This window comes from Enterococcus sp. (genome assembly GCF_032555305.1).
Lineage (GTDB): Bacteria > Bacillota > Bacilli > Lactobacillales > Enterococcaceae > Enterococcus_A.
Window position 1 is genome coordinate 51,182 of record NZ_JAWGOQ010000025.1, and the last position, 21,260, is coordinate 72,441.

The 21,260-nt window shown below is 40.5% G+C and carries 19 protein-coding genes and 1 tRNA gene; 2 read left to right on the plus strand and 18 right to left on the minus strand.

Annotated features, from left to right (window positions below; translation table 11 throughout):
• Nucleotides 1-76 precede the first annotated feature (76 nt).
• The 4 genes from E6139_RS16730 to E6139_RS16745 all read right to left on the minus strand — a co-directional run bounded on the left by E6139_RS16730 (nucleotide 77) and on the right by E6139_RS16745 (nucleotide 3,600).
• Nucleotides 77-361 (minus strand): DUF1905 domain-containing protein, encoded by a 285-nt coding sequence (locus E6139_RS16730; RefSeq protein ID WP_316404482.1) that lies wholly within the window; start codon nucleotides 359-361, stop codon nucleotides 77-79.
• Between the two features lie 87 nt (nucleotides 362-448).
• Nucleotides 449-545, minus strand: a tRNA-Sec gene (locus E6139_RS16735).
• A gap of 129 nt (nucleotides 546-674) precedes the next feature.
• Nucleotides 675-1,025 (minus strand): DUF1622 domain-containing protein, encoded by a 351-nt coding sequence (locus E6139_RS16740; RefSeq protein WP_316404484.1) that lies wholly within the window; start codon nucleotides 1,023-1,025, stop codon nucleotides 675-677.
• Between the two features lie 508 nt (nucleotides 1,026-1,533).
• Nucleotides 1,534-3,600 carry an LTA synthase family protein gene (locus E6139_RS16745; protein ID WP_316404486.1) on the minus strand — a complete coding sequence of 689 codons (2,067 nt, stop codon included), beginning with the start codon at nucleotides 3,598-3,600 and terminating at the stop codon, nucleotides 1,534-1,536.
• A gap of 405 nt (nucleotides 3,601-4,005) precedes the next feature.
• Between E6139_RS16745 and E6139_RS16750 the strand changes: the two genes are divergently transcribed.
• Both E6139_RS16750 and E6139_RS16755 read left to right on the plus strand, forming a co-directional pair.
• Nucleotides 4,006-4,524, plus strand: coding sequence for a DUF2975 domain-containing protein (locus E6139_RS16750; protein WP_316404487.1), 519 nt, complete (start codon nucleotides 4,006-4,008; stop codon nucleotides 4,522-4,524).
• 28 nt (nucleotides 4,525-4,552) lie between these two features.
• Nucleotides 4,553-4,756 carry a helix-turn-helix domain-containing protein gene (locus tag E6139_RS16755; protein WP_010743987.1) on the plus strand — a complete coding sequence of 68 codons (204 nt, stop codon included), beginning with the start codon at nucleotides 4,553-4,555 and terminating at the stop codon, nucleotides 4,754-4,756.
• A gap of 168 nt (nucleotides 4,757-4,924) precedes the next feature.
• Here the strand turns inward: E6139_RS16755 and E6139_RS16760 are convergent, their stop codons facing one another.
• The 14 genes from E6139_RS16760 to E6139_RS16825 form a co-directional block, all read right to left on the minus strand.
• On the minus strand, nucleotides 4,925-5,248 hold the full coding sequence (locus tag E6139_RS16760; RefSeq protein WP_316404491.1) for a hypothetical protein: 324 nt from the start codon (nucleotides 5,246-5,248) through the stop codon (nucleotides 4,925-4,927).
• A gap of 103 nt (nucleotides 5,249-5,351) precedes the next feature.
• Nucleotides 5,352-5,486: a hypothetical protein gene (locus E6139_RS16765; protein WP_316404493.1), complete on the minus strand. Its 135-nt coding sequence runs from the start codon at nucleotides 5,484-5,486 to the stop codon at nucleotides 5,352-5,354.
• Between the two features lie 219 nt (nucleotides 5,487-5,705).
• Nucleotides 5,706-6,992: an MFS transporter gene (locus E6139_RS16770; RefSeq protein ID WP_316404494.1), complete on the minus strand. Its 1,287-nt coding sequence runs from the start codon at nucleotides 6,990-6,992 to the stop codon at nucleotides 5,706-5,708.
• A gap of 529 nt (nucleotides 6,993-7,521) precedes the next feature.
• Entirely contained in the window at nucleotides 7,522-7,833 is a 312-nt protein-coding gene (locus E6139_RS16775) for a hypothetical protein (protein WP_316404495.1), read from the minus strand.
• A gap of 151 nt (nucleotides 7,834-7,984) precedes the next feature.
• Complete coding sequence (locus E6139_RS16780; RefSeq protein ID WP_316404497.1) at nucleotides 7,985-8,215, minus strand: hypothetical protein; 231 nt, start codon at nucleotides 8,213-8,215, stop codon at nucleotides 7,985-7,987.
• Nucleotides 8,216-8,744: 529 nt separating this feature from the next.
• Complete coding sequence (locus tag E6139_RS16785; RefSeq protein WP_316404498.1) at nucleotides 8,745-9,152, minus strand: DUF6379 domain-containing protein; 408 nt, start codon at nucleotides 9,150-9,152, stop codon at nucleotides 8,745-8,747.
• A gap of 8 nt (nucleotides 9,153-9,160) precedes the next feature.
• Nucleotides 9,161-10,036 carry a sugar phosphate isomerase/epimerase family protein gene (locus E6139_RS16790; protein WP_316404499.1) on the minus strand — a complete coding sequence of 292 codons (876 nt, stop codon included), beginning with the start codon at nucleotides 10,034-10,036 and terminating at the stop codon, nucleotides 9,161-9,163.
• Nucleotides 10,037-10,089: 53 nt separating this feature from the next.
• A complete protein-coding gene (locus tag E6139_RS16795; protein ID WP_316404500.1) occupies nucleotides 10,090-11,487 on the minus strand; it encodes an MFS transporter in 1,398 nt (465 codons plus the stop codon).
• Between the two features lie 205 nt (nucleotides 11,488-11,692).
• On the minus strand, nucleotides 11,693-14,128 hold the full coding sequence (locus E6139_RS16800) for a GH39 family glycosyl hydrolase (RefSeq protein ID WP_316404502.1): 2,436 nt from the start codon (nucleotides 14,126-14,128) through the stop codon (nucleotides 11,693-11,695).
• A 407-nt stretch (nucleotides 14,129-14,535) separates the two neighbouring features.
• Nucleotides 14,536-15,426: an ROK family protein gene (locus E6139_RS16805; protein ID WP_316404503.1), complete on the minus strand. Its 891-nt coding sequence runs from the start codon at nucleotides 15,424-15,426 to the stop codon at nucleotides 14,536-14,538.
• The gene (locus E6139_RS16810) at nucleotides 15,404-16,804 is read right to left on the minus strand and encodes a glycoside hydrolase family 1 protein (RefSeq protein WP_316404505.1); all 1,401 of its coding nucleotides are present in this window, start codon (nucleotides 16,802-16,804) and stop codon (nucleotides 15,404-15,406) included. The genes E6139_RS16805 and E6139_RS16810 overlap by 23 nt, the downstream gene beginning before the upstream one ends.
• A gap of 59 nt (nucleotides 16,805-16,863) precedes the next feature.
• On the minus strand, nucleotides 16,864-18,204 hold the full coding sequence (locus E6139_RS16815; protein WP_316404506.1) for a PTS sugar transporter subunit IIC: 1,341 nt from the start codon (nucleotides 18,202-18,204) through the stop codon (nucleotides 16,864-16,866).
• Between the two features lie 169 nt (nucleotides 18,205-18,373).
• Complete coding sequence (locus tag E6139_RS16820) at nucleotides 18,374-19,078, minus strand: GntR family transcriptional regulator (RefSeq protein WP_316404508.1); 705 nt, start codon at nucleotides 19,076-19,078, stop codon at nucleotides 18,374-18,376.
• 111 nt (nucleotides 19,079-19,189) lie between these two features.
• A complete protein-coding gene (locus tag E6139_RS16825) occupies nucleotides 19,190-20,623 on the minus strand; it encodes a glycoside hydrolase family 1 protein (RefSeq protein ID WP_316404510.1) in 1,434 nt (477 codons plus the stop codon).
• Nucleotides 20,624-21,260: the final 637 nt, after the last annotated feature.

Genomic DNA, 21,260 nt, shown 5'->3' on the forward strand with positions numbered 1-21,260 from the left:
CTAATTTCATTCTGCATGCTTGACTCGATTGAATAATACTAACGCTTATTTTTTTTATGGCTTAAAATATGATTTATTAATCAATCGCATGAACAGTAACTTCGACACTATCACCAATATCTTTATTCAGCTGCTTCCTGATATCCTTTCGAATCCCCAAAATGTAGCAAATACTGCCGTCTTGATTCTTTACACCCATATTCACAATGCTCCCCTGATACTCGATGCCATCGAAAGTTGCGTGAACCTTGACACGGCCCTTATTGAACTCCTCTCGAACATCATAAGGAAAAATAATATATGCGCCGCCTTTACCAACTTCTGACGCGTAGATCTTTGATTCGAATTTGTATTCTTTCATTTGTAAAACTCTCTCCTTTTCAAAAAAAGCCAACCCGTCGAATTAGAAAAAATCCAAATCTTAACGGGTTGGCTATTAAGGTCATATTGGCGGGAATGTGTAGGAATCGAACCTACCCAAGAAGCTCCTAACTCCTCATACTGGTTTTGAAGACCAGAGGGAACACCAGAACCCATCCACTCCCGAAACAAAATAATCATACCATTCATTTAGGATGGAATCAATAACAAATCGCTAAGAAAGAAAGAAACAGCCTTACTTTAAATGCTTCTTTCTTTTTTAAAAATTACTAAATAATTTGGTTTTTCCTCAACTAATCCTCAGAAAATTCACTAATTTCTTTATTTAAGAAGTAAGAGATCATGGTTCGGATCAGCACGATCATCGCCAATTTTATAATATCCTGGAATGTCGGATTGATGATCGATTCAATGATATCCGCCACAATCAGAAATTCCAGACTAAGTAAAATATAGCTGCCCAAATAAGCCTTGATGCACTTATTTTTGTGCAGAACAGACGAATAATCCTGTTCTTTTTCCGGCTGGATCAATTTGATAAATGAAAAAATCGCACCAAATAAAATAATAAAAATCGATACGACATCCAACGCTAAAACGATTGGATGGAAAACTAATGGCAATAAACGTTCAAAAGTATCCATAATCATCCGACCTTTTCCCTTTATACCTCTATTCTAAGCTGAAATAGCCGGTGAATCAATCTGATTTTGACCCAATGATTTTAGACTTTCTTAGATTCATTTATGCCAACCATAAGCTTCACTATTTATGGTAAGTTCACTACTAATCGAGAGGATGATGATTATGATGAAAAATGTAAAGGAACACGCCCCTAATCTTTTGAAAGATGCCTTTTATGATTTATCGATCTTGATTATTTCCCATCTGTTTTATCAATTAATCACGCAACTATTAAATTAATTAACGCTGAGTTGGCGGGAATGTGTAGGAATCGAAGCTAGTTAAAAGGCTCCATATACTAGATTTAAAATGCAGAATGAACAGCTATCTCTTACTACTGTATTCATTTTTCTAAAAACAGAAAAATGAGTCCTATTTTCGCTTCGCATACGATTCCACTAATGTGCTGAAGCACAAAGTGGAACTCGCAAAAAGAAGCACCCAAACATCGGATGCTTCTCACTTAATCTATTGAATTGGCGGGTACAGAGCGGTGGTTGTTTTACTTCCGTTCTTCGAATACAGGCTGGTTGATTGAGTGCCTTTTTCTTTTTCGATCGCCGTATTTTTCTCGTCTAGATTATGATAATCGTATTTCTTCGGATCGACTGGCGTGAAGCCTTCTGGTGTGTAGAAGCGCAAGAGATTTTCTTGGTTCAGCTTGTCAGACAGACTTAGTGCTTGCTTGACTTGCTTTTGCTCCTTATCGATCTCTGGAGCGATATTCAAGGCTTTTGGATCGACCTTTTCACCGGTTTTATTATCATAGGTCTCACCGCCTAATTCGGTGTAATTTGGTGAAACAAAATCCCCATTTCGGAAAGCAACAGTTTGATCGTGTTTAGGCGAAAACAGATCGGTTCCGAACTGGATGTATTTCTGATTATCGATCCCCATCAAATGTAGCAAGGTTGGTAGAACATCGATTTCGCCGCCGTATTGATGCTGGATACCGCCATTCGTATAGCCGGGAATGTGGAACATCAATGGTACCCGCTGCATTTGCGCGTCATCAAATTTGTCCCAAGTCGTTGGGTCTTTGCCTAATGCTTTGGCTAAATCCTTATTGTTGCTGTCGGAAATACCGAAGTGATCCCCATAAATCATAAAGATCGAGTTTTGGTAAACACCGGAAGCTTTGAGATAGTCAAAGAATTGACGGAGTGATTCATCCAGATAATGAGCCGTCCGTACATAATCATCGACCGTGCTATTGCCCGTTTTTAATGCTGGAAAGTTGAAGTTCTTATCATCCGTCAAATACGGCGTGTGGTTCGTAACTGTTAAGAATTTCGAATAGAACGGCTGTTGCAGATGCTCCAGATGCCCGACCGTTTCCTTCAGCATATCCTTATCTAAGATCCCGTAGCCTAAGTTTTCATCCGACTGGTTGAAATACGAACGATCAAAGAAATTTTGATAGCCGAGATTTTTGTACACATGGTCGCGATTCCAGAAGCTGCCGACATTGCCGTGGAAAACCGCACTTGTATAGCCAGCTTCTTGATTCAAAATTGCCGGTGCTCCTTGGAAGGTATTATCATTTCCTAATTGGGTAAATAATGAACCTTGTGGTAAGCCAAAGGTCCCTGTTTCCAGCATATTTTCCGCGTCGCTGGTCTTCCCTTGCCCAACTTCATGGAAAAAATTATCAAAGGCCAAGGTTTGCTTAGTATCATTTTCTAGGCTATTTAAGAAAGGCGTAACCTCTTGACCATCGACCTTCATATTGATCAAAAATTGTTGGAAGCTTTCCAAATGGATCACGATGATATTTTTGCCCTTCGCGATGCCATATCTGCTTGGATCAGGTGCCGCATAGTGACTCTTCGTGTATTTCAGAATATCGGTTAAGCCGTTGCTTGAGGCATGGGCTCGCACACTATTGGTCTGCTCCGTCTTAATACCGTCATACACCGTGAAAGCATCCAGTCCAAGATATTTTACAATATACGAACGATCAAAAGTCCGCTGCAATAATTGTGGGCGGTTCGCTTCACTTAAAGATAAATTAACTGAAAAAGTCAACGCCGCCAAACAGCTGACTGCCACTGCAAAGGTCTTTTTGACCGGTTTGCTGACGATTTCTTTGCGCTTAGCGAAAATGTAGATCAAAATTCCTAAAAAGACTAGCAAGTCCACCCAGTAAAAAATATCGTGAGCCTTCATCAAAGCAAAGGAGCTACCTGAGATTCCCTGCGAGACTTTAGAAAATCCTAAGATCGATTTGATCGTCACGAAATCCGTAAACTCACGATAAAAAATCACGTTTAAATATAAGATCAAGGTATTCAGCAGATCCATTAAAAACAACACGATCAACGCTGGCTTAAATTTTTTGACATATAAGAATACGCCAAACAGCAGCAAAGTCGTCGCGATGGGATTAATCCATAAAATGAAGTATTGAATGGACCCTTCCACACCTAATGAAAAATCTACGTAATAGGCTAAGATCGTTTTTGCCCAAAACAGCACACTGACGGTCAAAAGAATCAGCCAGCGATTGCTAAAAGCTTTTTTTACCCGGTTCATCCGGAACACTTCTTTCTCTATTAAATTGTCCGTTACTACTATAGAGCAGAATTTAAAAAAATGCATTTTTATTTATGGTTACACCGTCAATTTTATATTTTTTAAGCAAAATGTGGGTTTTCCTCCAAAATTTAAGGAAAGACCCGCGTTTTCTTTCGATTTTTCACGTCAAATGAAAATTTCCTAAGACACAAAAAATTCACATTCTTAATAATTATCCATAAAATAACATAATGCAATTATCTGGAAATCTTTATAAAAAATGACAACACTTAATCATAACAAAGAACATATCCGCTTATTCGATATATTTTTATCGTTTATCGATAAAATTTTATTGACTTCATGTAATTCCTACTTTATAGTGAACTCATCAAGTAGTTCAAACAAAAAGGAGTGTTTTTAATGAATTCAGAAAAAGGGATTTTTAAAGGGTTGAAATGGTTGTTTAGTTTCTTTATTGGTTTAATGGGGATTGCTGCAGTTGGTTTAGCCATAATGGCGTTCATCTTTAATCTTACATCGGTATCGCAAGAAATTACAATGATGAGTATCGATAGTTTGCCGTTTGGGAAATTTACCACGGCGATCCTATCATCACCGCTTTTTCTTCTATTATTAATTGTTAACATTATTTTATATGGGGTACTGTTCTACTTTGTGCGCAACTTTTTCAAAAATCTGGAAATGGATCAAATTTTTGTTAAGACAAACGTCATGACCGCTAAAAAAATCGCCGTCATTCTTTTGATCTTATCCGTGAGTTCTTGCCTTCCTGATCTATATGCATCAACACACGGAATCGCTATTGACAGTGCAGCATTTGATCTAACCTATATCGTCGGCGCAACCATCGTCTGGGCGTTGGCGAAAATTTTGGAAAAGGCCAATGCGATTGCTGAAGAAAATGAATTAACGATCTAAGCTAGCCAAACGAAAGGAGCACTACAAAGTGATTCAAGTAAACCTAGATGTCATGCTAGCAAAGAGAAAGATGTCCTCCGGTGAGTTGGCAAAAAGAGTTGGGATGACGAATGCAAATATCTCCGTTTTAAAAACTGGCAAAGCAAAAGCCGTTCGTTTTTCTACGTTGAACGAGATTTGTAAAGTCCTAGAATGCCAGCCTGGAGACATTTTAGCCTATATAGAAGAATAGAAAAAATTAGCTGTTTAACAAGGTATCCAATGAAAAAAGGCTTCTAGAAATCAAAAAAAGATTTCTAGAAGCTTGTTTTTTATTCGTAAATCTAAAACGTTTCATGTAAACAATGTTCAATTGAAAATTTTTCGGTGGATTCCTCTGATAAATCTGCAATTAGCTGACCTATGCCTCAATGATTTTCCGCTTGATTCCTTCAATATCATTCTCCGCGACTTCGTTTCCCGACACCCAGACGACCTTCGCGTCTTTCGCACGTTCGGCATAGAGCGCTCTATTGGTCTTAGGAATAACGATCACATCAGCTTGTGGCAGCGTCTCTGATAAGTCATCGCTGATATAGTCGATCTCCCAATCAGGAGCCAGCGCCTCTCGCAGCTCTTTTTGGAATTTTCTCGGTCTCATGGTCACCCCACTCATCCCGGCTGGTGTGCCAACGGTTTGCTGCCGATTGTTGAACGACCAGACCCATAGCACTTTTTTACTCATTCTCTTCAGTCCTTTTTCAATTATTATCCTTTGTAAATGCGATAGAATCAACTCTATGAAGAAAGTTCATTGTGTATCTTGGAAATCGTTTTTGTAACCTTTTTCAATCATCTCGATCTTCAAATTCCAACAGATTGGACTTTACGACCCGCTGTCCATTCACCCGAGTAATCCAAACGACGCGAGCAGGTCGATACTTGCCATAAGATACTTGTGTTTTCTGATATTCTAACTTCACCTTTTCATCCTCTTCAACAAAAGCCATTATTATCCCATTCGTATTTTACATTGTGGGCGTCGAAGCTGACTAGGTGGTTTCAAGAAAAATAAAACCTATTTTTGATGGATGAATGAATAAATTGACCACTTTTTAAAAGCGCTTTTATTACTTTTTTGCGTAGGCATTATCCCTTTATTATTAAAAAAAGCTGGCTCCAGATAACCAGCTTCTTTCCTACTAATTTAACAATTCTTCTTCTCTTTTTCGCTCTATTATTTTTTTCTGCAGCTCGATATCATAATTACGTGCTTGTGGGATCAAGAGATTGATCGCCCCACAGATCAACGCACCGATTCCCCCGATGAGAAACATCTTTTCGACGCCGATAGAATCGGCAATCGGACCGGCAAAAATCAAGCCCACAGGACCGGTAATACTCATCAGGGAATTCAGAACACCTAGAACTCTGCCCAGATATTTCGGCTCGTAGCTTTGCTGAATCATCGCCATCAGTAATGTATTGAAATAAGGGGTCGCAAAGCCGGCAATGGCATTCAAGATCAAAAATATGACGAAGCCTTTTTGCGTACCTGGCAGCAAGCCGCTTAATCCGATGGTGATCCCGATGACGAGATAGGAGAGTAGAATCGGCAGCATACGGTTTTTCCATTTCCCAAACAGACCAATGACCGCTCCACCCGCCAGCATACCCACTGCATAGATCACTTCGATCAAGCCGGCTTGACCGACCGTTCCGTTAAAATAGTCCATCGTCATCAACGGATATAGGCTGGCCGCGGGCATGAATAGCAACATAAACACTGCACCGATCAATGTAATGTACCAAAGCCCTTTGTTTTCAATCAGCTTCTTGAGCCCAAATTTTGAATCTGCTAAAATGTGAATCGTTTCTCCTTCAGAAACAACGTGCGGAATCGTCACAAACAGCAGTAGCCCCACTCCCAGAATGGCCCCGAGAACATCAAAAAGAATCAGCCAATTCATTGGAATAATAGAAAAAAGAAAGGCGCCCAGTGCCGGTGCGATGATATAGTTCGCTGATTGGACCATGCCAAGCTGTCCGTTCACCTTCGTCAGCTCGTCTTCTGGAACCATGGTTGGGAGAATCGACTGAATGATCGGCATTTGGAACGTTTGGGCAACCGCTCGGATAAATAAGGAGACAAACACCAGCCACAACGGAAATTCTGGTGAAATGGTACCAGTTATGGAAAGAATCAGCGCAAATAATGCCACAATAATATCGGTAACGATCAGCAGCGCCTTCTTATTGCGTCGATCCACGATCGGGCCAACAAAGGGGCTCAGCACGACCATAGGGATCATCCCCAATAATGTTGCGAAGCTTAAAACCGTCGCGGAACCTGTCGTCCTAGTCAAATACCAAATGATCGAGTACTGAACGATCATGCTGGTGATGCCCGATAAAAATTGCCCCGCTAAGAAAAAGTACAAATTTCTCCGCCACTTTGGCGGGAGAGATGAATCAATCTTATTATTCATAATAAAACACTCCTATTAGATAAAAATCAGTGAAACCATCAACAGCTCTTCCCTGCTAATTTTAGAGTGCTTCTAAAAATTAGAAAGGATTACGCACTCCTCATTCTGATCGAATGAATCATTGCTTTAACAATGTACATCATTGAAGCACCTCTTTCGTAAAACGCTTTCGTTGATAATACCTTATTCAAAAGCTTGAAACAAGTAGCGAGTCTGCCTATGAATTTTTATCGATGAATGGATAATTGATAAACGCTTGCACGATAATCCTCTTTGCCTTGGCAACAATTGGTTCGTCTTAGTAATACTTACCTGTTTTCTACTATTATCAAGTAGCGACCTTCCCTTGTTTTCTCTAGCTTATCCAGCATAAACTTTAGCTACGAATTCTTAACAGCAAAGATCTCAGCTCCTGCTAAAAATCCTTGGAGCTCTTGTCGTTGATTTGATTTTTTAATCCCTTTTTCCGCAAGACAAAAAAAAAGCAATGGATTCCTGTTGGCATTTGCCACTCCATTGCTCATTGTTTTTATGCTGAAATTTTTAGTTCATCTATCCTTGATGTTGGGTACTCATAGGCATTTGCTTCAACCAGCGCCACTTCATCGTTGGGGCTTTGATAAATCTTATAGACCGTCAATGTTTCTCCACGATTTTCTGGAAGTTCTACCTCGCAAAGAATCCAATAATACATTCCTACCACCGACTGGGTTCCCAATAAGGCGATTGGCGTTGCTTTTTGTCTCCCCAATAAGGTTTCTCTCGCACGCTCTACCAATATTCTGTGAGCATCCGTGATCGTTGCTACTTCTGGAACTGTGACATTTGCAGTCATTTTCATAATAAATTTGCTCTCCCCTTAATTTTTGATTGCATTTAGATTAAAATATCTATAATAAGATTATAATAATCTTTAATAAACATCAATTAGAACGCTAGTTATTAAAAAAAGTTTTTTTTATAAGAGAAAATTTCCACCAGATTCTCTAGAATCAAGCACTCCATTCTGCTGTTTCTGTGCACGCATAGACGTTCTCGTGCTTTACTAATAATTTATTCTGACGTTCGATCACAGCCGCCCGATCACTTTTATGACAACGAAGAACGTTGATTACTACAGTATTCGCATAAATCTGTTCCACCACTCCAACAACGATGTTTTTAATCCCGACCGCATGACATTCGTACGTAAACCCAACCTCAACTGTTTCTGATACTCTCATCATAGTCCCCCCTCAAGTTTGCGCCTCAATAGTAACATAATCAAACTTTTTAGAAAACGCCCATTATTTTTTGTTTTCTTTATAACGAGACGTCGAAAAATAATTATCAGAAAATTCAAAACAACTTTATAAATTACATTCGTTCTTTTCTAATCAGCTCTTGGACTTTCACAATAAATATTATTACACCGCCTAATCAATATATTCTTTTACTAATGATGTCTGTAGAATAGATAACTAATTTTGACTATTATTAGATAAGAATTTTCTAGTGAAGAAGCGAGCTTTTATTTACATTTACGTGCAGAAAACCAATTATTTGATAAGGCATAAAAAAAATGGCAAAAAAAGTTACTTACCCATGCTTAAGGGTTATTTTCTCTCTCATTTCAAAAAATGCCGCAGCAAAAAAGCGACCACCCTTATAAAATGGATGATCGCCAAATATGCGAAAAATCTTTGAACCCTACAATATCTTTCTTCACTTTAATCGCATGAATGCGGTGATATTTATCCGCCTCTTAATTTCCTAAGAAACCAGAAGCAACCGTCGCTGGTGAGCGCCAAAGCTTAAGACCTCATCCATCATCGGCGGCATGTAAGAAGAACTGAAGCGGTGGTCAACTTCTAAGTCGTGATAGCCGAGCTCCAGTCCGCCCTTTTTCTTAACATGGATCGTTGCCGGACTTAAGACATTCCATTGAATATCGCCGATCTGCACCATCTCTTCATGCGTGTATTTTTCTCCCTCGATTTCCCAAAGAATATCTGTCTGTGGGACTTCCTGGCCATCGATTTTCACGGTAATCGGACGAATTTGAGACAACCATAAGCCTCGATAATACATCAATCGGATATCAAATTGAAAACCGACCACTTCATGTTGCTCCACGGTGTTCCGGAAGCCTCTTGATTGGATACATTCTTTTTCTAACATCGTGCTCCTCACTTTCCTAACAGCTGCTTCAGCATAAGCTGATGGCGTTTGATTTGATCTGAAGTATGTCCAGGAACATCTGCCTTCGCACCTTCATATTCGCTGATAAGATAACCGCTCCAATTATTGGCAATCAGCATTTCGACGATTTCCTTATACGGAATTACGACTTCATTGAAGCTCTCATCCATTCTCAAAAATTTTGCGTGACAGACGTGTACATATTTCAATAGCGGAATCAGCTCTTCCACCTTGCTATGCTCACATGGCGGCCCAACAAAATCATTTTCGCCAAAACCAATCAGCGAATTATCCCCCGTCTGAAAAATACTAAAATCAATATTCAAGCCAAAGAATTCCGTCTTTTCCTTTTCAATAAATTCAACGTAATCATGGATCATTTTCGAATCTAAAATCGTTGGGCTGTGGATTTCTGGACACATCCGCACATCATATTTCTCCGCCAGTCCAAGCGCGCCCTTGATAAATTCACGCCAATTTTTAACAGGTGTTAGCGTGTCGTCAATCACACCAAGTTTTGTTCTTAGGACCTTGAAGCCCATTTTATTGGCTAAAATAAAATCTCGCTCCAGCATTTGAATACTTTCTTGCGTATCCAGTTCTCTTCCCTTATGTAAACGAGAATCTACCCAATGACCATATTCAGCTGGTTCTAGATCGTACTCAGCCAGCTTGTTATGCCAATTCTCGATCCATTGTTCACTGACATTCGGATAGCTTGGAATATGCGAATTTGCTAAAATCTCGATTCCGATTGCCCCCGTATCTTGAATATCCTTTAAAATATCATCAAAATCCATCGAAACACCGTATACCTTGTTGTAACTATAAGCAGTGACTCCCCGTTTAATCTTATGTGTCATCCTTTTTCCTCCTTAACAAATGAAGCATTACTTCTTTCGTATTCACTAGTTGATTATTCAGCCTGTTGGGCACGTCGTTCATCCAGCTGTTCTCTGATTTTCGCTGCATCAGAATCTGACATTTTCCAGAAGAAGCACAAGCCGGCCGCAGCAAAGAACAATAGTGCTGGTATCAGATTCGCTACTAGATTGATCCCATTAAGGGCTTCGGTGGTTTGTTGCGCATTGGCCTGATACCCAAAATGTCCCATAATCAGCAAGCCGACAGAAGCCCCGATTGCATTCCCTAATTTTGTCGCGAGTCCGTAGGTGGCATATGCCGTTCCATCTGTGCGAATTCCCGTTTTTAGTTCTTGGTAGTCAACTGCGTCTGCGATCATCGAAAGTGTGATCGGCGCGCCCATATTAAACAAGCCAAAAACAATGTGTCCAAAAACGATCACTGACAGGTTGCCGAAATCCGCAAAGTAGATGATTAATAACGCTATCCCCTGCATGACTAATGGAAAGGCCAGCATCTTGACTTTTCCGAATCGGCGCACCAAAGGAACCACTAGTAATGATCCGATTACCCCGCCAATAGAAGGGATCGTCATGAGCAACGCAATCAATGTGAACGCTCCTAAACAATAAATGACATAATAGCTCGTCAAAGCAATTCGTCCCATGAACCCAGACATTTGCAGTACCATGATTCCAAACAGCAGCATCAAATATTTATTCCCAACAATATTTTTAAAGGTCTCTGAAATGGGAACTTTTCGTTTGTCATCCGCTACCTTAATTATTTCTCTACTTGAGGCAAATACAGCAAGAAACATCGGAATCGAGATAATGGCATAAATAACCGCGGTATAAAAATAGCCCCGACCGGTCGCAACCTCAGAACCATTCGAAAACTTCAGCATAATGAAGGAGGAACAGAAGTTTACAATAATCATCCCAACATTCATGCCTGCAGACCGCCAAGCATTTAGCTCGTTTCTTTCATTGGCATCCTCGGTCATCACACCAGGCAATGCACCATAGGGAATATTCACCAGTGTGTAAAGCATCCCAGAAATCACGTAAGTCCCTGCCGCCCATGCAATCCCGGAAGAACCATTGCCAAAGGGCGCGGTAAAGGTTAATACAGTAGAAATTGCTAAGAATGGTGTACCAAATAGAATATAAGGTCTAAATCTTCCCCATTTACTCTTCGTTCTTTCCGCAACGCCGCCCATCATCGGATCATTGATCCCATCCCATAATCGAGCACATAACATAATGATCGAAACAATCCCTGGAGCTAGGCCAACAACATCTGTGTAGAATACGGTTAGGTATGTACCAGTAAATGTCCAAACAAATTGGCTGGCTAGGTCTCCCAATCCGTAAAGCATCATACTGCCTCTGGAATTTTTTCTTTTCTGAATACTATTCGTTTTCATATCAAACTCTCTTTCCGCCATTGTGATCCTCCACTCATTCTGTTTTTGTAATCGATTACATTTATAGTTTAAGCGTTTTCGGTCTTTGGCTCTCTCTTTTAAACAGCGAAAAACATAGTACTCTCGTGCTCCATTAAACTAGACGGCTCTGATCAGACACATTCCAATCACTTTACTTTGACTTATCCTGAGTGAGAACAAAAAAAGACACAACTGCACGCAACAGTTATGTCTGGTTCCGACGAAAATCAATCAGTAATGCTTCATGTGATTCCAGTTCGATGGTAAAGCTTAAATGCCGCTCCTGCGTTTCCACAATATTCTTGGTCAAATCAGGTCTTGAGCGATGTGTTAGAAAATCAATCTCTTCCCTAGAAAGCTCCTTGTTTTCCCCCAACTCGATGATTCGCTCCAACAAACTTCCATGTTTTCGACCCATTTTAAAGGATAAGACCGTATAGGAGCCTGGTTCCACATTTTCAATTTTTAGATGCCATTTCTTTTTCTTCATGTTCTTAAAAATCGAGTAGGCGTTTTTTTCATGGAACTCGCCTTCACTATTATAATAGTACGTGGTGTTCAAATGATTGTAGAAGTAAAACAAGCCAGAAAAATGATGATTGTTCTTTTTGGTGATGTAAACCTCCTTATCCTTATGAATCACTTCAGAGAACAAACGATTCAGAAAATCAAACGCATAATATGCCGCCTTCGGTATCCCAGTCTTGGCAAGCAATCCTGCCCCACCAAATAGTTCCTGTTCATTCGTATCATAGGAGGTAGCTGAAATGTCAGATAATAGCCAATAGCCTATCAAATCCACTTCATTTTCCACATCAAGAATATTTTTAAGGATATAGGTTGCTTTGAAGGCAGTATCATTAATGATGTGCCGATTCAAAATCATGACATTGAATTCGGTAATGAACAAGGGCAGCTTCGGCATAAATTTGTTCAATAGCTTTTTGAACTCCTTCACGCTATTGATCATATATTCCGTATCAGGAGAGATCGGGTTGGATCTTTTTCCTGAATACATGGATTGTTTGATCTCATCCATATGAAACAAAGAAATGCTGAAAAAGTCCGGGTACAGGCCCAGCTTCTGCCAGTTCGATAAGAAACCCTCAAGATCCTCTTTCTCAATATCCAATCCTAATCCGCAGCCGCCAATTTGAATTTCAGAATTGATCGACTTGATCGTTGTATATACCTGCTGAAAAAACCATAAGTAGCCTGTAGTACCCGAGATAGTCACCGTTTTATTCCCAGCTCTGATGCGCATTAAATCAGATAAATCGTTGGTCTGAACGACAATCTCACTAGGTTTCCAGATTTCAACGACCCATTTCTCTAACGCCGTTTCCCCAAACTTCTTTTTGCAATGCTCAAAGAAAACTCGGTATCGCTCAAGGATTTCCTCGATCGTGTCGGAGTGCTGTATGTATGGCGTATGAATGATCGGTTCGCCATGGGTTTTGTACACTGTCTTCCCCTTAAAGCCCAGCTCAATAAACGGAATAAGCCCTGCATCGATAATCGAGGATAGTATCATATCAACTTTTGTGAAATCGTATCTTCCCTCGATTTTTGGAAGGACACTATCGCTCAATAAGCCCCAGACTCTGCCATATTGAAAAAGCTCACGCTTGGTGGCCATTTTTAACTGTTGATAATAGCCCGACATCAAAATGTCCTCCGCGTAGCCTAAATTGATCAATGTACCGCGCAGATTATTTTTTTCGGTCCCTTCGTTTTTCAGCACCAGATTTTCGACCGTTGTCTGTTTGGTTTTTTGACCAAAATAAACCTTCAAATTGGCTAAATCCTCTTTCGCTAGGCTCGACTCTGACTTCACTGTTACATGTGCCTTTGTCTCCTTCCGATATTCGCTGGGGGTAAGACCCTGATACTTCTTAAATAGCCGATTAAAGGAATTAATACTACTAAACCCCGCAGAAAAAGCAACGTCGGTAATGGACTTTTCGGTTTCCAGCAAATCCCTCCGCACCTTTTCTAACCTTTTTTCAACTAGATATTCTGTGATGGATTTTCCAAACTGTTTCGTAAAACTTCTGGAAAGATAATGTTGAGACACATACATTTTGTCAGCAATCTCAGTGATACGAATATCCTGATCAAAATGATTATCTAGATAATTTTTAAGCTCGACGATCTTCTTCGCCATCGTTTTGACGGTACTTAGCTTGTTTCGCTGAATATAATTGTCTTCAAGTAACTCAAGCAAAGAAAAATACTGCTTCAGCAGACGCGATGTTTTCCCTTTTTCTCTAAAAATATATTGCTCGATTAAGCTATTGATTGCTATTTTGATTTCCTCATCTACTGGAGAGCCTTCTGTCACTGAATTTCCGGAAAATATCAAATCATAGTGATTGTCCTCTAGCTCATCCACTAAGGAATAGTTAAAGGAAATTTCAAAAGCCCTAGCTGACGAATGTAGACTCAGTTCATGTGGAATCGAACGAGACAATACAATAAAATCATCCTTTTTTAAAGAGACAAACCCCTCATCATAGCTAATTTCTGCCTCTCCAACCAAAACATAAACAATATGAACTTTGTCATCATAATAATGCAGGGTCTCATTTTTTGGGATTAGTCGAATATGCAGCAAGTCCCATGGATTCGGTGATAGCATAGTTCTGCCTCCTCATACTTTATAAATAGCGGTTCAACAAAAATCGCTTATAAAAGCTGTTATTTTTTTGAAGAACGATTAAAAGAATACTGGGCTAAGAAAAGCCTGTATCCGATTTCATTTTCAGTATACTGTATAATACTCGCTCTTCGTAATCCCAAAAGAAGAACTTTAGCTATCTTTGGGTTTGATAAACTATTGCTCATCGATTTTTGGCGCGAACAAGACGCTACCACTATTTCCCTACCGATGATTTGCATAAGAAATGGAGGGTTAATAGTTTTGTAACAAAAAAGCTATTAGCTTCATTTGCTAATAGCTTCGATATTTTATTGCAGCAAATCTCGTACTCGTTGCTCGTTTGCTCGTTTCTTCGAGTCAATCTTGCTTAGGCTTTTTTGGAGGCTCTACGGATTCTCTTTAGGGTCATTTTCCAAATAAAACTGATAGACAGCGCCTAGCATGTTGGCTTTATCTAGAAAATGACAGGCTTTTACTGTCGGAGTCAATCCATCTGCTTCCTTTTCTTTAATCAGCGCTTTTAGTCGTTTGTTGATCTCTTTGATGACTTGTTCATTCTGGGAGATCGCACCGCCAATCAAGATCACCTCTGGATCAAAGGTCACAGATAGGTTAAAGGCGCCGATCGTAAGGGCATGAAGCAGACGATCGACATAGATTTTGGCTAACGCATCTCCGTTGTCGGCTAGTGTGAAGACCTCGCGACCAGTATAGTGTTGACCGTCATTCTTTTCTTGAGAAAAGTGTCTGGCCATCGTTACTGGCGACCCGGCCTCACTCAATGTTTGATTGGTTTGACTGTCGATGATCATATAGCCGAACTCACCGCCAAACAGGTGGGTGCCTGCCTTCAATTGCTTATCTATGACGACAGCACCGCCGATGCCTGAACCAATAATGAGATAGGCGGAATTCTTGACCGCTTGGGCATTTCCCTGCCAAACTTCGGCTAGCGCCGCGCAGTTCGCATCGTTTTGAATCGAGACCGGAAGCTTGACCAAGTTGGATAGCTCTTCCCGGATTGGGAATCGATGAATATAATCGATCGCGCTTAACCCATAGATGATGCCAGTTTCAGTATCTACTGCTCCTGGTGAGGAGATCGCGACTCCATCGATTTTTTCGTCAAACTGTTTTGTTAGCTTCAAAATGATTTGCTTCATTTCTTGCCAAGTTTTCGGCGTTTCGATTGAAGCCGTTCCGCTTAACTCGTCATCCTTCCAGATACCGTATTTGATCGATGTTCCTCCAATATCAAGTACCAGCAATCGTTTCATGTTTCTTCTCCTCATCTTCTGCTAGACGATATTCTTTTTGCAAAAAGTCCTTGAACCAGTAATAGCTTTTTTTAGGAACCCGCTTCATGTCTCGCAGCTCGTGATTTCCCCTATTCACATAGACCATGCCGTACCTTTTCTCCATGTCGCCCTTAGAGCTTGGCAGATCGATCAAGCCCCAACCAAGATAGCCTAACACTTCACAGCCATCGATACTCATAGCATCCTTCATCGCCTGAATGTGCTGTTCATGGTAAAAAATACGATAATCATCCTGAATTTGAGTTTCGCCATCCCATTCTTCCTTCGTTCCAATGCCGTTTTCAACAGGAAAAATCGGTACACGGTATTTTTGGTACATCTTGTTGATGATATCCCTAAAGCCAAGAGGATCAATCCCGAGATGCCATTGATTATCTGAAACAAAGGGATTTTCAACCTCGCCAAAGGTCAAATAATAATTTGGCGCGACATCGGCAGGAATGTTTTTGTGACTAATAGACCCTGTGCAATAGTAGCTGAATGCCAAATAATCACTGGTTAGTTTTTCGATCTCCGCCAGCTCTTCCTCGGATATCTCTAGCTTTAGATGCTGCTGTTCATATGTGCGAACCTGCTTGGAATACCCGCGGCCGCAAAAGGCATCTAAGAGATTTTGATTGATAAACTCGTCCCATTCTCTTGCGACCTGTACATCTTTGGGATCATTTGTCGCAGGGTACATATTCGAATAAGCCAGCATCCCGCCGATTTTGCCATCGGTGGTTTCATGGATATAGTTGGCGATCCTTGCATGTGCCACCATGATATTATGGGCGATTTGATGAATATTCTCTGCCGTATCTGCTGTATTCAACGTGCCGCCATACAATAATGCTAAAGGCGTCGAGTATAAGTTTTGTTCATTAAAGGTGACCCAGTACTTCACTTTGTTTTTGTAGCGATCGACCATCTTTTTTCCATAGTCCACAAAGGCATCCACGACATGCTTGCTCATGAAGCCCTCGTACTTCTGTGCTAGCTGAAGCGGCATGTCAAAATGGTAGAGACAAAGCATCGGCTCAATGTTTCTAGCCAGCATCGCGTCAATGTAGCGATCATAAAACAATAGCCCTTCTTCATTGAATGCCCCGTCGCCTAACGGATTGACCCGCGACCATGAGGTTTGGAAACGGTAAAAGTTCATCCCCATGTCTTGCATCAAATCGAGATCTTCTTCGTATCTATTGTAGCGATCAATCCCATGCTTCCAATCTGATGTATGTTCGGTCGCCTCACGGACATCATAAACGGATGGGCCTTTGCCACCTTTGTTCCAAGCACCTTCCGTCTGCATACTTGATGAGGAATCTCCCCAAAAAAATGTGTTCTTTCCCATTATCTCATTCCAATCATCGTTCTTCTTTATCTTATCGTCTATCCTACTTTATTCGCAGTCTATGAAACTGCTGCTTCTGCACTTGCCCGAGCCACTCGTTCGCTGATCTTTAGGAATGGCAGATAGAAGAATACCAGCGCCACAATGATGATCGCCTGAACGATGATTGCCCGCCAGTCACCTGCCGTTGCTAAAAAGCCGCTTAAAAATGGTGGGGTTGTCCAAGGAATCGTCACGACACATGGATTTACTAGACCCGCCGATGTCGCTAAGTACCCAATGACTGTTCCGACAATCGGAGATAAAACGAATGGAATGATCATCGGTAAATTGAAGACGATCGGCAATCCGAAAATCACAGGTTCATTGATATTAAAGATATTTGGTCCCAAAGCCAGCTTAGACAAATCTCTGTATGCACGATACCGACTGAAAATTAGAATCGCTAGAACTAGTGCGATCGTAGAACCGGTACCACCCATCAACGCGCCGTATACTTGGTGAAACGCGGAGTTGATAATATGAGGCGCATGTTCCCCAGCGGCTGCCGCATCCATATTCTCATTCATATTCACCATTAATAGCGGATCTAGGATCGGTCCAGTGATCACCGATTGATGAATCCCAAATGAAAAGAGCAAATTTCCAAGACAAACTAGGATCAAGTAACCAAACAGCGATGTTCCTACTCCACGTAAAGGTTCTTGGATAAAGCGTTCAATGATCGCCATAAAGTCATTTCCAGTTAATTGAATCAAGAATGAAGCAAAAGCAAATAGTGAAACCACAATGATCAAAGGAATCGTCGTATTGAAGGACTTGCCAACTGCTGGCGGTACGCTGTCGCCTAAATTGATCTTCAATCTTTTCGAGCGCGTGAGACGAATATACATTTCCGTCGCTAATAGTCCCGTGATTATGGCAGCGAAGACGCCTTTTGATCCGATATTGCCGTAGCTGATGACACCATTGATTTTCACCGCAGTCTCAGCATCGATCGGGGTTGTCTCGATCATCATCGGCAGCAGTGTCAAAAATGCTGGAACAACAGCGATTACTACCCCGATTGGATTATCGTACTCTCTATTCTTTGCGAGAAAATAGCCGATCGCGATCACGAGGATGACCCCTGTGATGTTCAGTGTCGAGTTCGTAATAATGTTTCCCCAATTTTGCCAAGTCGACATCGTTCCTTCGCTAATAATATCCTTGAACCAGCCCGAAGGATCTAGTACGACCGAGTTAATTAGAATAGCAATACCGGCTAAAATGAATAAAGGCATGATCGTAGCAAACGAATCCCGTAAAGTCCTCAAGTAAATCTGATCGCCAATTTTTTGAGCGGTTAAAACAAACTTTCCCATTAAAGCTTCTCTTTTTTGCTTTTTATTCTCATCCATTAGTTGAACCTCCAAAATTATTTACAGCTGCGCGCTAACTTTAGATACATAATACCACCTATAAACGTTTTTGTAAATACTTAAATAAAATAAGTATACACTAATTATCATTTCGCAAAAAAAGACTTCACTTGATGTTTACAAGCGAAGTCTTTTTTACTGTCCTCATTCAATTGATATCCGCAACAATTTTTCCTGATGTATAGGGATATCTTGTTTTAGATAGATCAAAGGGCGTGCCGTCATCAAAGAAGACGACCTGATTGGTCTCCAGAATCGGCTCTCCTACCTCAATGCCAAACTCTTCACTATCTAATTCATTGGCCTTAGAAGCAATGATCACACGTTGGGCAGCACTGATGACATAGCCTAGCTCATCTCGAATATAATTATAGATCGAGCCCTTCAAGATTTCTTCATCCAAATCCCGAATGTACTTCAACGGCATCACGGAGGTTTCGATACTTCGTGCATCCTGATCGACATACCTTACACGCTTGATATCATAGACCGGGTCAGTAGACTTGATCATCAGCTCCTCTGACTCATACGTCGTTGGAAAGCGCACATCAAAGCGAATGATTTTGCTGGTAACATCTACCCCTTCTTGAACGGATGTCCCGAATACGCTATTGATCTGTGTGACATTTTTATTGTTCTTTTTGATATTGCTTCTAACATATGTCCCAGACCCCCGCCGTGTGTAGAGTAAGCCTTCATCAATCAGCAGCTGAATGGCTTTTCTGATAGTTACGCGACTCGTATCATAGGTCTTGGCTAAAGTCTCTTGATCTGGTAATAATTCGCCTTCCTTATAATCACCTTCAACAATTTTTTGCTTTAAGGCGATTGCGATTTCTTTGTATTTAGGCATACTTACCGTCCTCCAAAATTTGTATATACTTATATAATAATAGATCGGATTAGATTTGTAAACTACCTATACAACTATGAAAAACTGAAGATCCCACCAAAAACAATCCTACTATTTCTTTGGATCAATCTGTTGAAGTAACTCTTTTCCAATCTCCACTCCATTTTGTTTCGATACCTCAGCGAACCAATGCCCAGATTTCTTGATGGTTCTTGTTTGGGTATGGATATCATTTGAGATAAAGCCATAGCGGTTTCGATAGGCGTTCCCCCAAGACCAGCAATCAATCGGGGTCCACAGATGGTAGCCAAAGCAATTAGCACCTTCATCGATCGCCCTATGCAACCAATACAAGTGTTCTTGAATGAATTGAATGCGATAATTGTCCTCGATCATGCCTGATGCATTCAAATATCTTTCTTCTCTCGAAACCCCCATCCCATTTTCCGAAACAAACCACTCGATATTCCCATAATTGTTTTTGACATCCATCGCGATATCATAGACAGCTTTCGGATAGATTTCCCAGCCCTTATCGACATTCATTCTTCTGCCAGGCATCTCGTACTCATCGTAATAATTATCAGGCATCCAGTCGATCGTCAGACTTTTCGGAGAAATCTCCGGTGCCTTTACTCGATGGGGATGATAATAGTTCAATCCTAAATAATCTACTAGATTTTCTTTGATGATCGTGTACTCTTCTGCCGAAGCATCAAACATGACACCGTCTTCTCTAAAAATATTCATTAATTTCTCCGGAAAATGCCCCTTTGTCGACGCCATCATAAAGAATTGGTTCAACCACATGTCCGCATACTCTGAAGCCGCCAAGTCCTCAGCCGAATTCGAAGCCGGATATGGCGGCGTCAAATTCAAAATAATCCCTATTTTTCCCTTAGGAGTCCGATTGGTTTGTCTAAATTTCCGGACCACTTTTGCGGATGCAAGCTGCAGATTATAGGCAACCTGAACAGCCTTGGGACCATCTACTAAATTAGGATAATGAAACTGATGGAGATATTCACCTTCAACGATGACCATCGGCTCATTAAAGGTGAACCAATCCACGACACGATCCGAAAATAATTCAAAGCACTTTTCAGCGAATTTCACGAATAACTCGCCAACGTGCTTGGATTCCCAGCCGCCATATTGCTGATAGAGTTCGATCGGCAGATCAAAATGATGCAAATTCATCACGGGCCGAATCCCGTTTTTGATAAACTCATCAATCACACGATTATAAAATGCCGCAGCTTCAGCATTCACAGTCCCCGCTTCAAAATCATCAATTAAACGCGTCCATTGGATTGAGGTTCTGACAGAATTTAACCCAATCTCCTTCATCAAGCGGATATCCTCTTGGTAATTGTTGTAAAAATTCGATGCCGTATCTGGGCCTACTTGATGATGGAATTTTTCCGGTTCAATATTATACCAATAATCAAAAACATTCGCATGTGCCTTTTTAAAACGTCCTTCACTTTGAGGCCCAGATGTCGCGGCTCCCCACCAAAAATTTTCTGGAAAATTCAATTTCATACTACGCACCTTTTCTTTCTTTTTTGAAGTCCCTCGTTAACAATTACGCATAAGCTTATTAACCAAGAAACAATCATTAGTATACAATTTTATTTTAGTATACATATATTAAATAAAAATGTATACTAATTTCTCGAATAATTTTTGGTTACCTTGTATTTAGTAAGAAGGATTTATATAAACGATGCACTGGACCAACAGAAGTTCGATCGTTTTTCTCATAAATGATCCGATTGTTACTTCCAAAGAACTTTTGGATTTTATTGTCAGTTCAATCTTTATTTACCTTTGAACATCTTGTGATGCGAATCTATGTACTAAAACAACTCAACCCTCCCCTAATCAGAAAATGTTAGTTAAAATCTTCGAATCGCTTATTCCCTCTATGATGAGACATCTTTCCTCACATCTACTCCACCTTCAATTGTTCAGCAACTGAAATTGACTTTTTTTTAATTACATTTTAATCTTAAGAGGACAACTGACGATTGAAAGCCTACTAGTAAGTTGTCGTCTGCTAATTATTTGAATTGCTTAGATAATATCTACTGAACAAATCACTTTTCTAGAAGGTTAGTGATCTATCCTTAAATAAAATGAAAAATTGCTGACTAGGAGGAGCACCTAAAAATTCTCG

What these genes read in the sequence shown, in the direction of transcription:
- E6139_RS16730 (WP_316404482.1), bottom strand. Translation starts at nt 361, where the DNA reads ATGAAAGAATACAAATTCGAATCAAAGATCTACGCGTCAGAAGTTGGT.
- E6139_RS16740 (WP_316404484.1), bottom strand. Translation starts at nt 1,025, where the DNA reads ATGGATACTTTTGAACGTTTATTGCCATTAGTTTTCCATCCAATCGTT.
- E6139_RS16745 (WP_316404486.1), bottom strand. Translation starts at nt 3,600, where the DNA reads ATGAACCGGGTAAAAAAAGCTTTTAGCAATCGCTGGCTGATTCTTTTG.
- E6139_RS16750 (WP_316404487.1), top strand. Translation starts at nt 4,006, where the DNA reads ATGAATTCAGAAAAAGGGATTTTTAAAGGGTTGAAATGGTTGTTTAGT.
- E6139_RS16760 (WP_316404491.1), bottom strand. Translation starts at nt 5,248, where the DNA reads ATGAGTAAAAAAGTGCTATGGGTCTGGTCGTTCAACAATCGGCAGCAA.
- E6139_RS16770 (WP_316404494.1), bottom strand. Translation starts at nt 6,992, where the DNA reads ATGAATAATAAGATTGATTCATCTCTCCCGCCAAAGTGGCGGAGAAAT.
- E6139_RS16775 (WP_316404495.1), bottom strand. Translation starts at nt 7,833, where the DNA reads ATGAAAATGACTGCAAATGTCACAGTTCCAGAAGTAGCAACGATCACG.
- E6139_RS16780 (WP_316404497.1), bottom strand. Translation starts at nt 8,215, where the DNA reads ATGAGAGTATCAGAAACAGTTGAGGTTGGGTTTACGTACGAATGTCAT.
- E6139_RS16785 (WP_316404498.1), bottom strand. Translation starts at nt 9,152, where the DNA reads ATGTTAGAAAAAGAATGTATCCAATCAAGAGGCTTCCGGAACACCGTG.
- E6139_RS16790 (WP_316404499.1), bottom strand. Translation starts at nt 10,036, where the DNA reads ATGACACATAAGATTAAACGGGGAGTCACTGCTTATAGTTACAACAAG.
- E6139_RS16795 (WP_316404500.1), bottom strand. Translation starts at nt 11,487, where the DNA reads ATGGCGGAAAGAGAGTTTGATATGAAAACGAATAGTATTCAGAAAAGA.
- E6139_RS16800 (WP_316404502.1), bottom strand. Translation starts at nt 14,128, where the DNA reads ATGCTATCACCGAATCCATGGGACTTGCTGCATATTCGACTAATCCCA.
- E6139_RS16805 (WP_316404503.1), bottom strand. Translation starts at nt 15,426, where the DNA reads ATGAAACGATTGCTGGTACTTGATATTGGAGGAACATCGATCAAATAC.
- E6139_RS16810 (WP_316404505.1), bottom strand. Translation starts at nt 16,804, where the DNA reads ATGGGAAAGAACACATTTTTTTGGGGAGATTCCTCATCAAGTATGCAG.
- E6139_RS16815 (WP_316404506.1), bottom strand. Translation starts at nt 18,204, where the DNA reads ATGGATGAGAATAAAAAGCAAAAAAGAGAAGCTTTAATGGGAAAGTTT.
- E6139_RS16820 (WP_316404508.1), bottom strand. Translation starts at nt 19,078, where the DNA reads ATGCCTAAATACAAAGAAATCGCAATCGCCTTAAAGCAAAAAATTGTT.
- E6139_RS16825 (WP_316404510.1), bottom strand. Translation starts at nt 20,623, where the DNA reads ATGAAATTGAATTTTCCAGAAAATTTTTGGTGGGGAGCCGCGACATCT.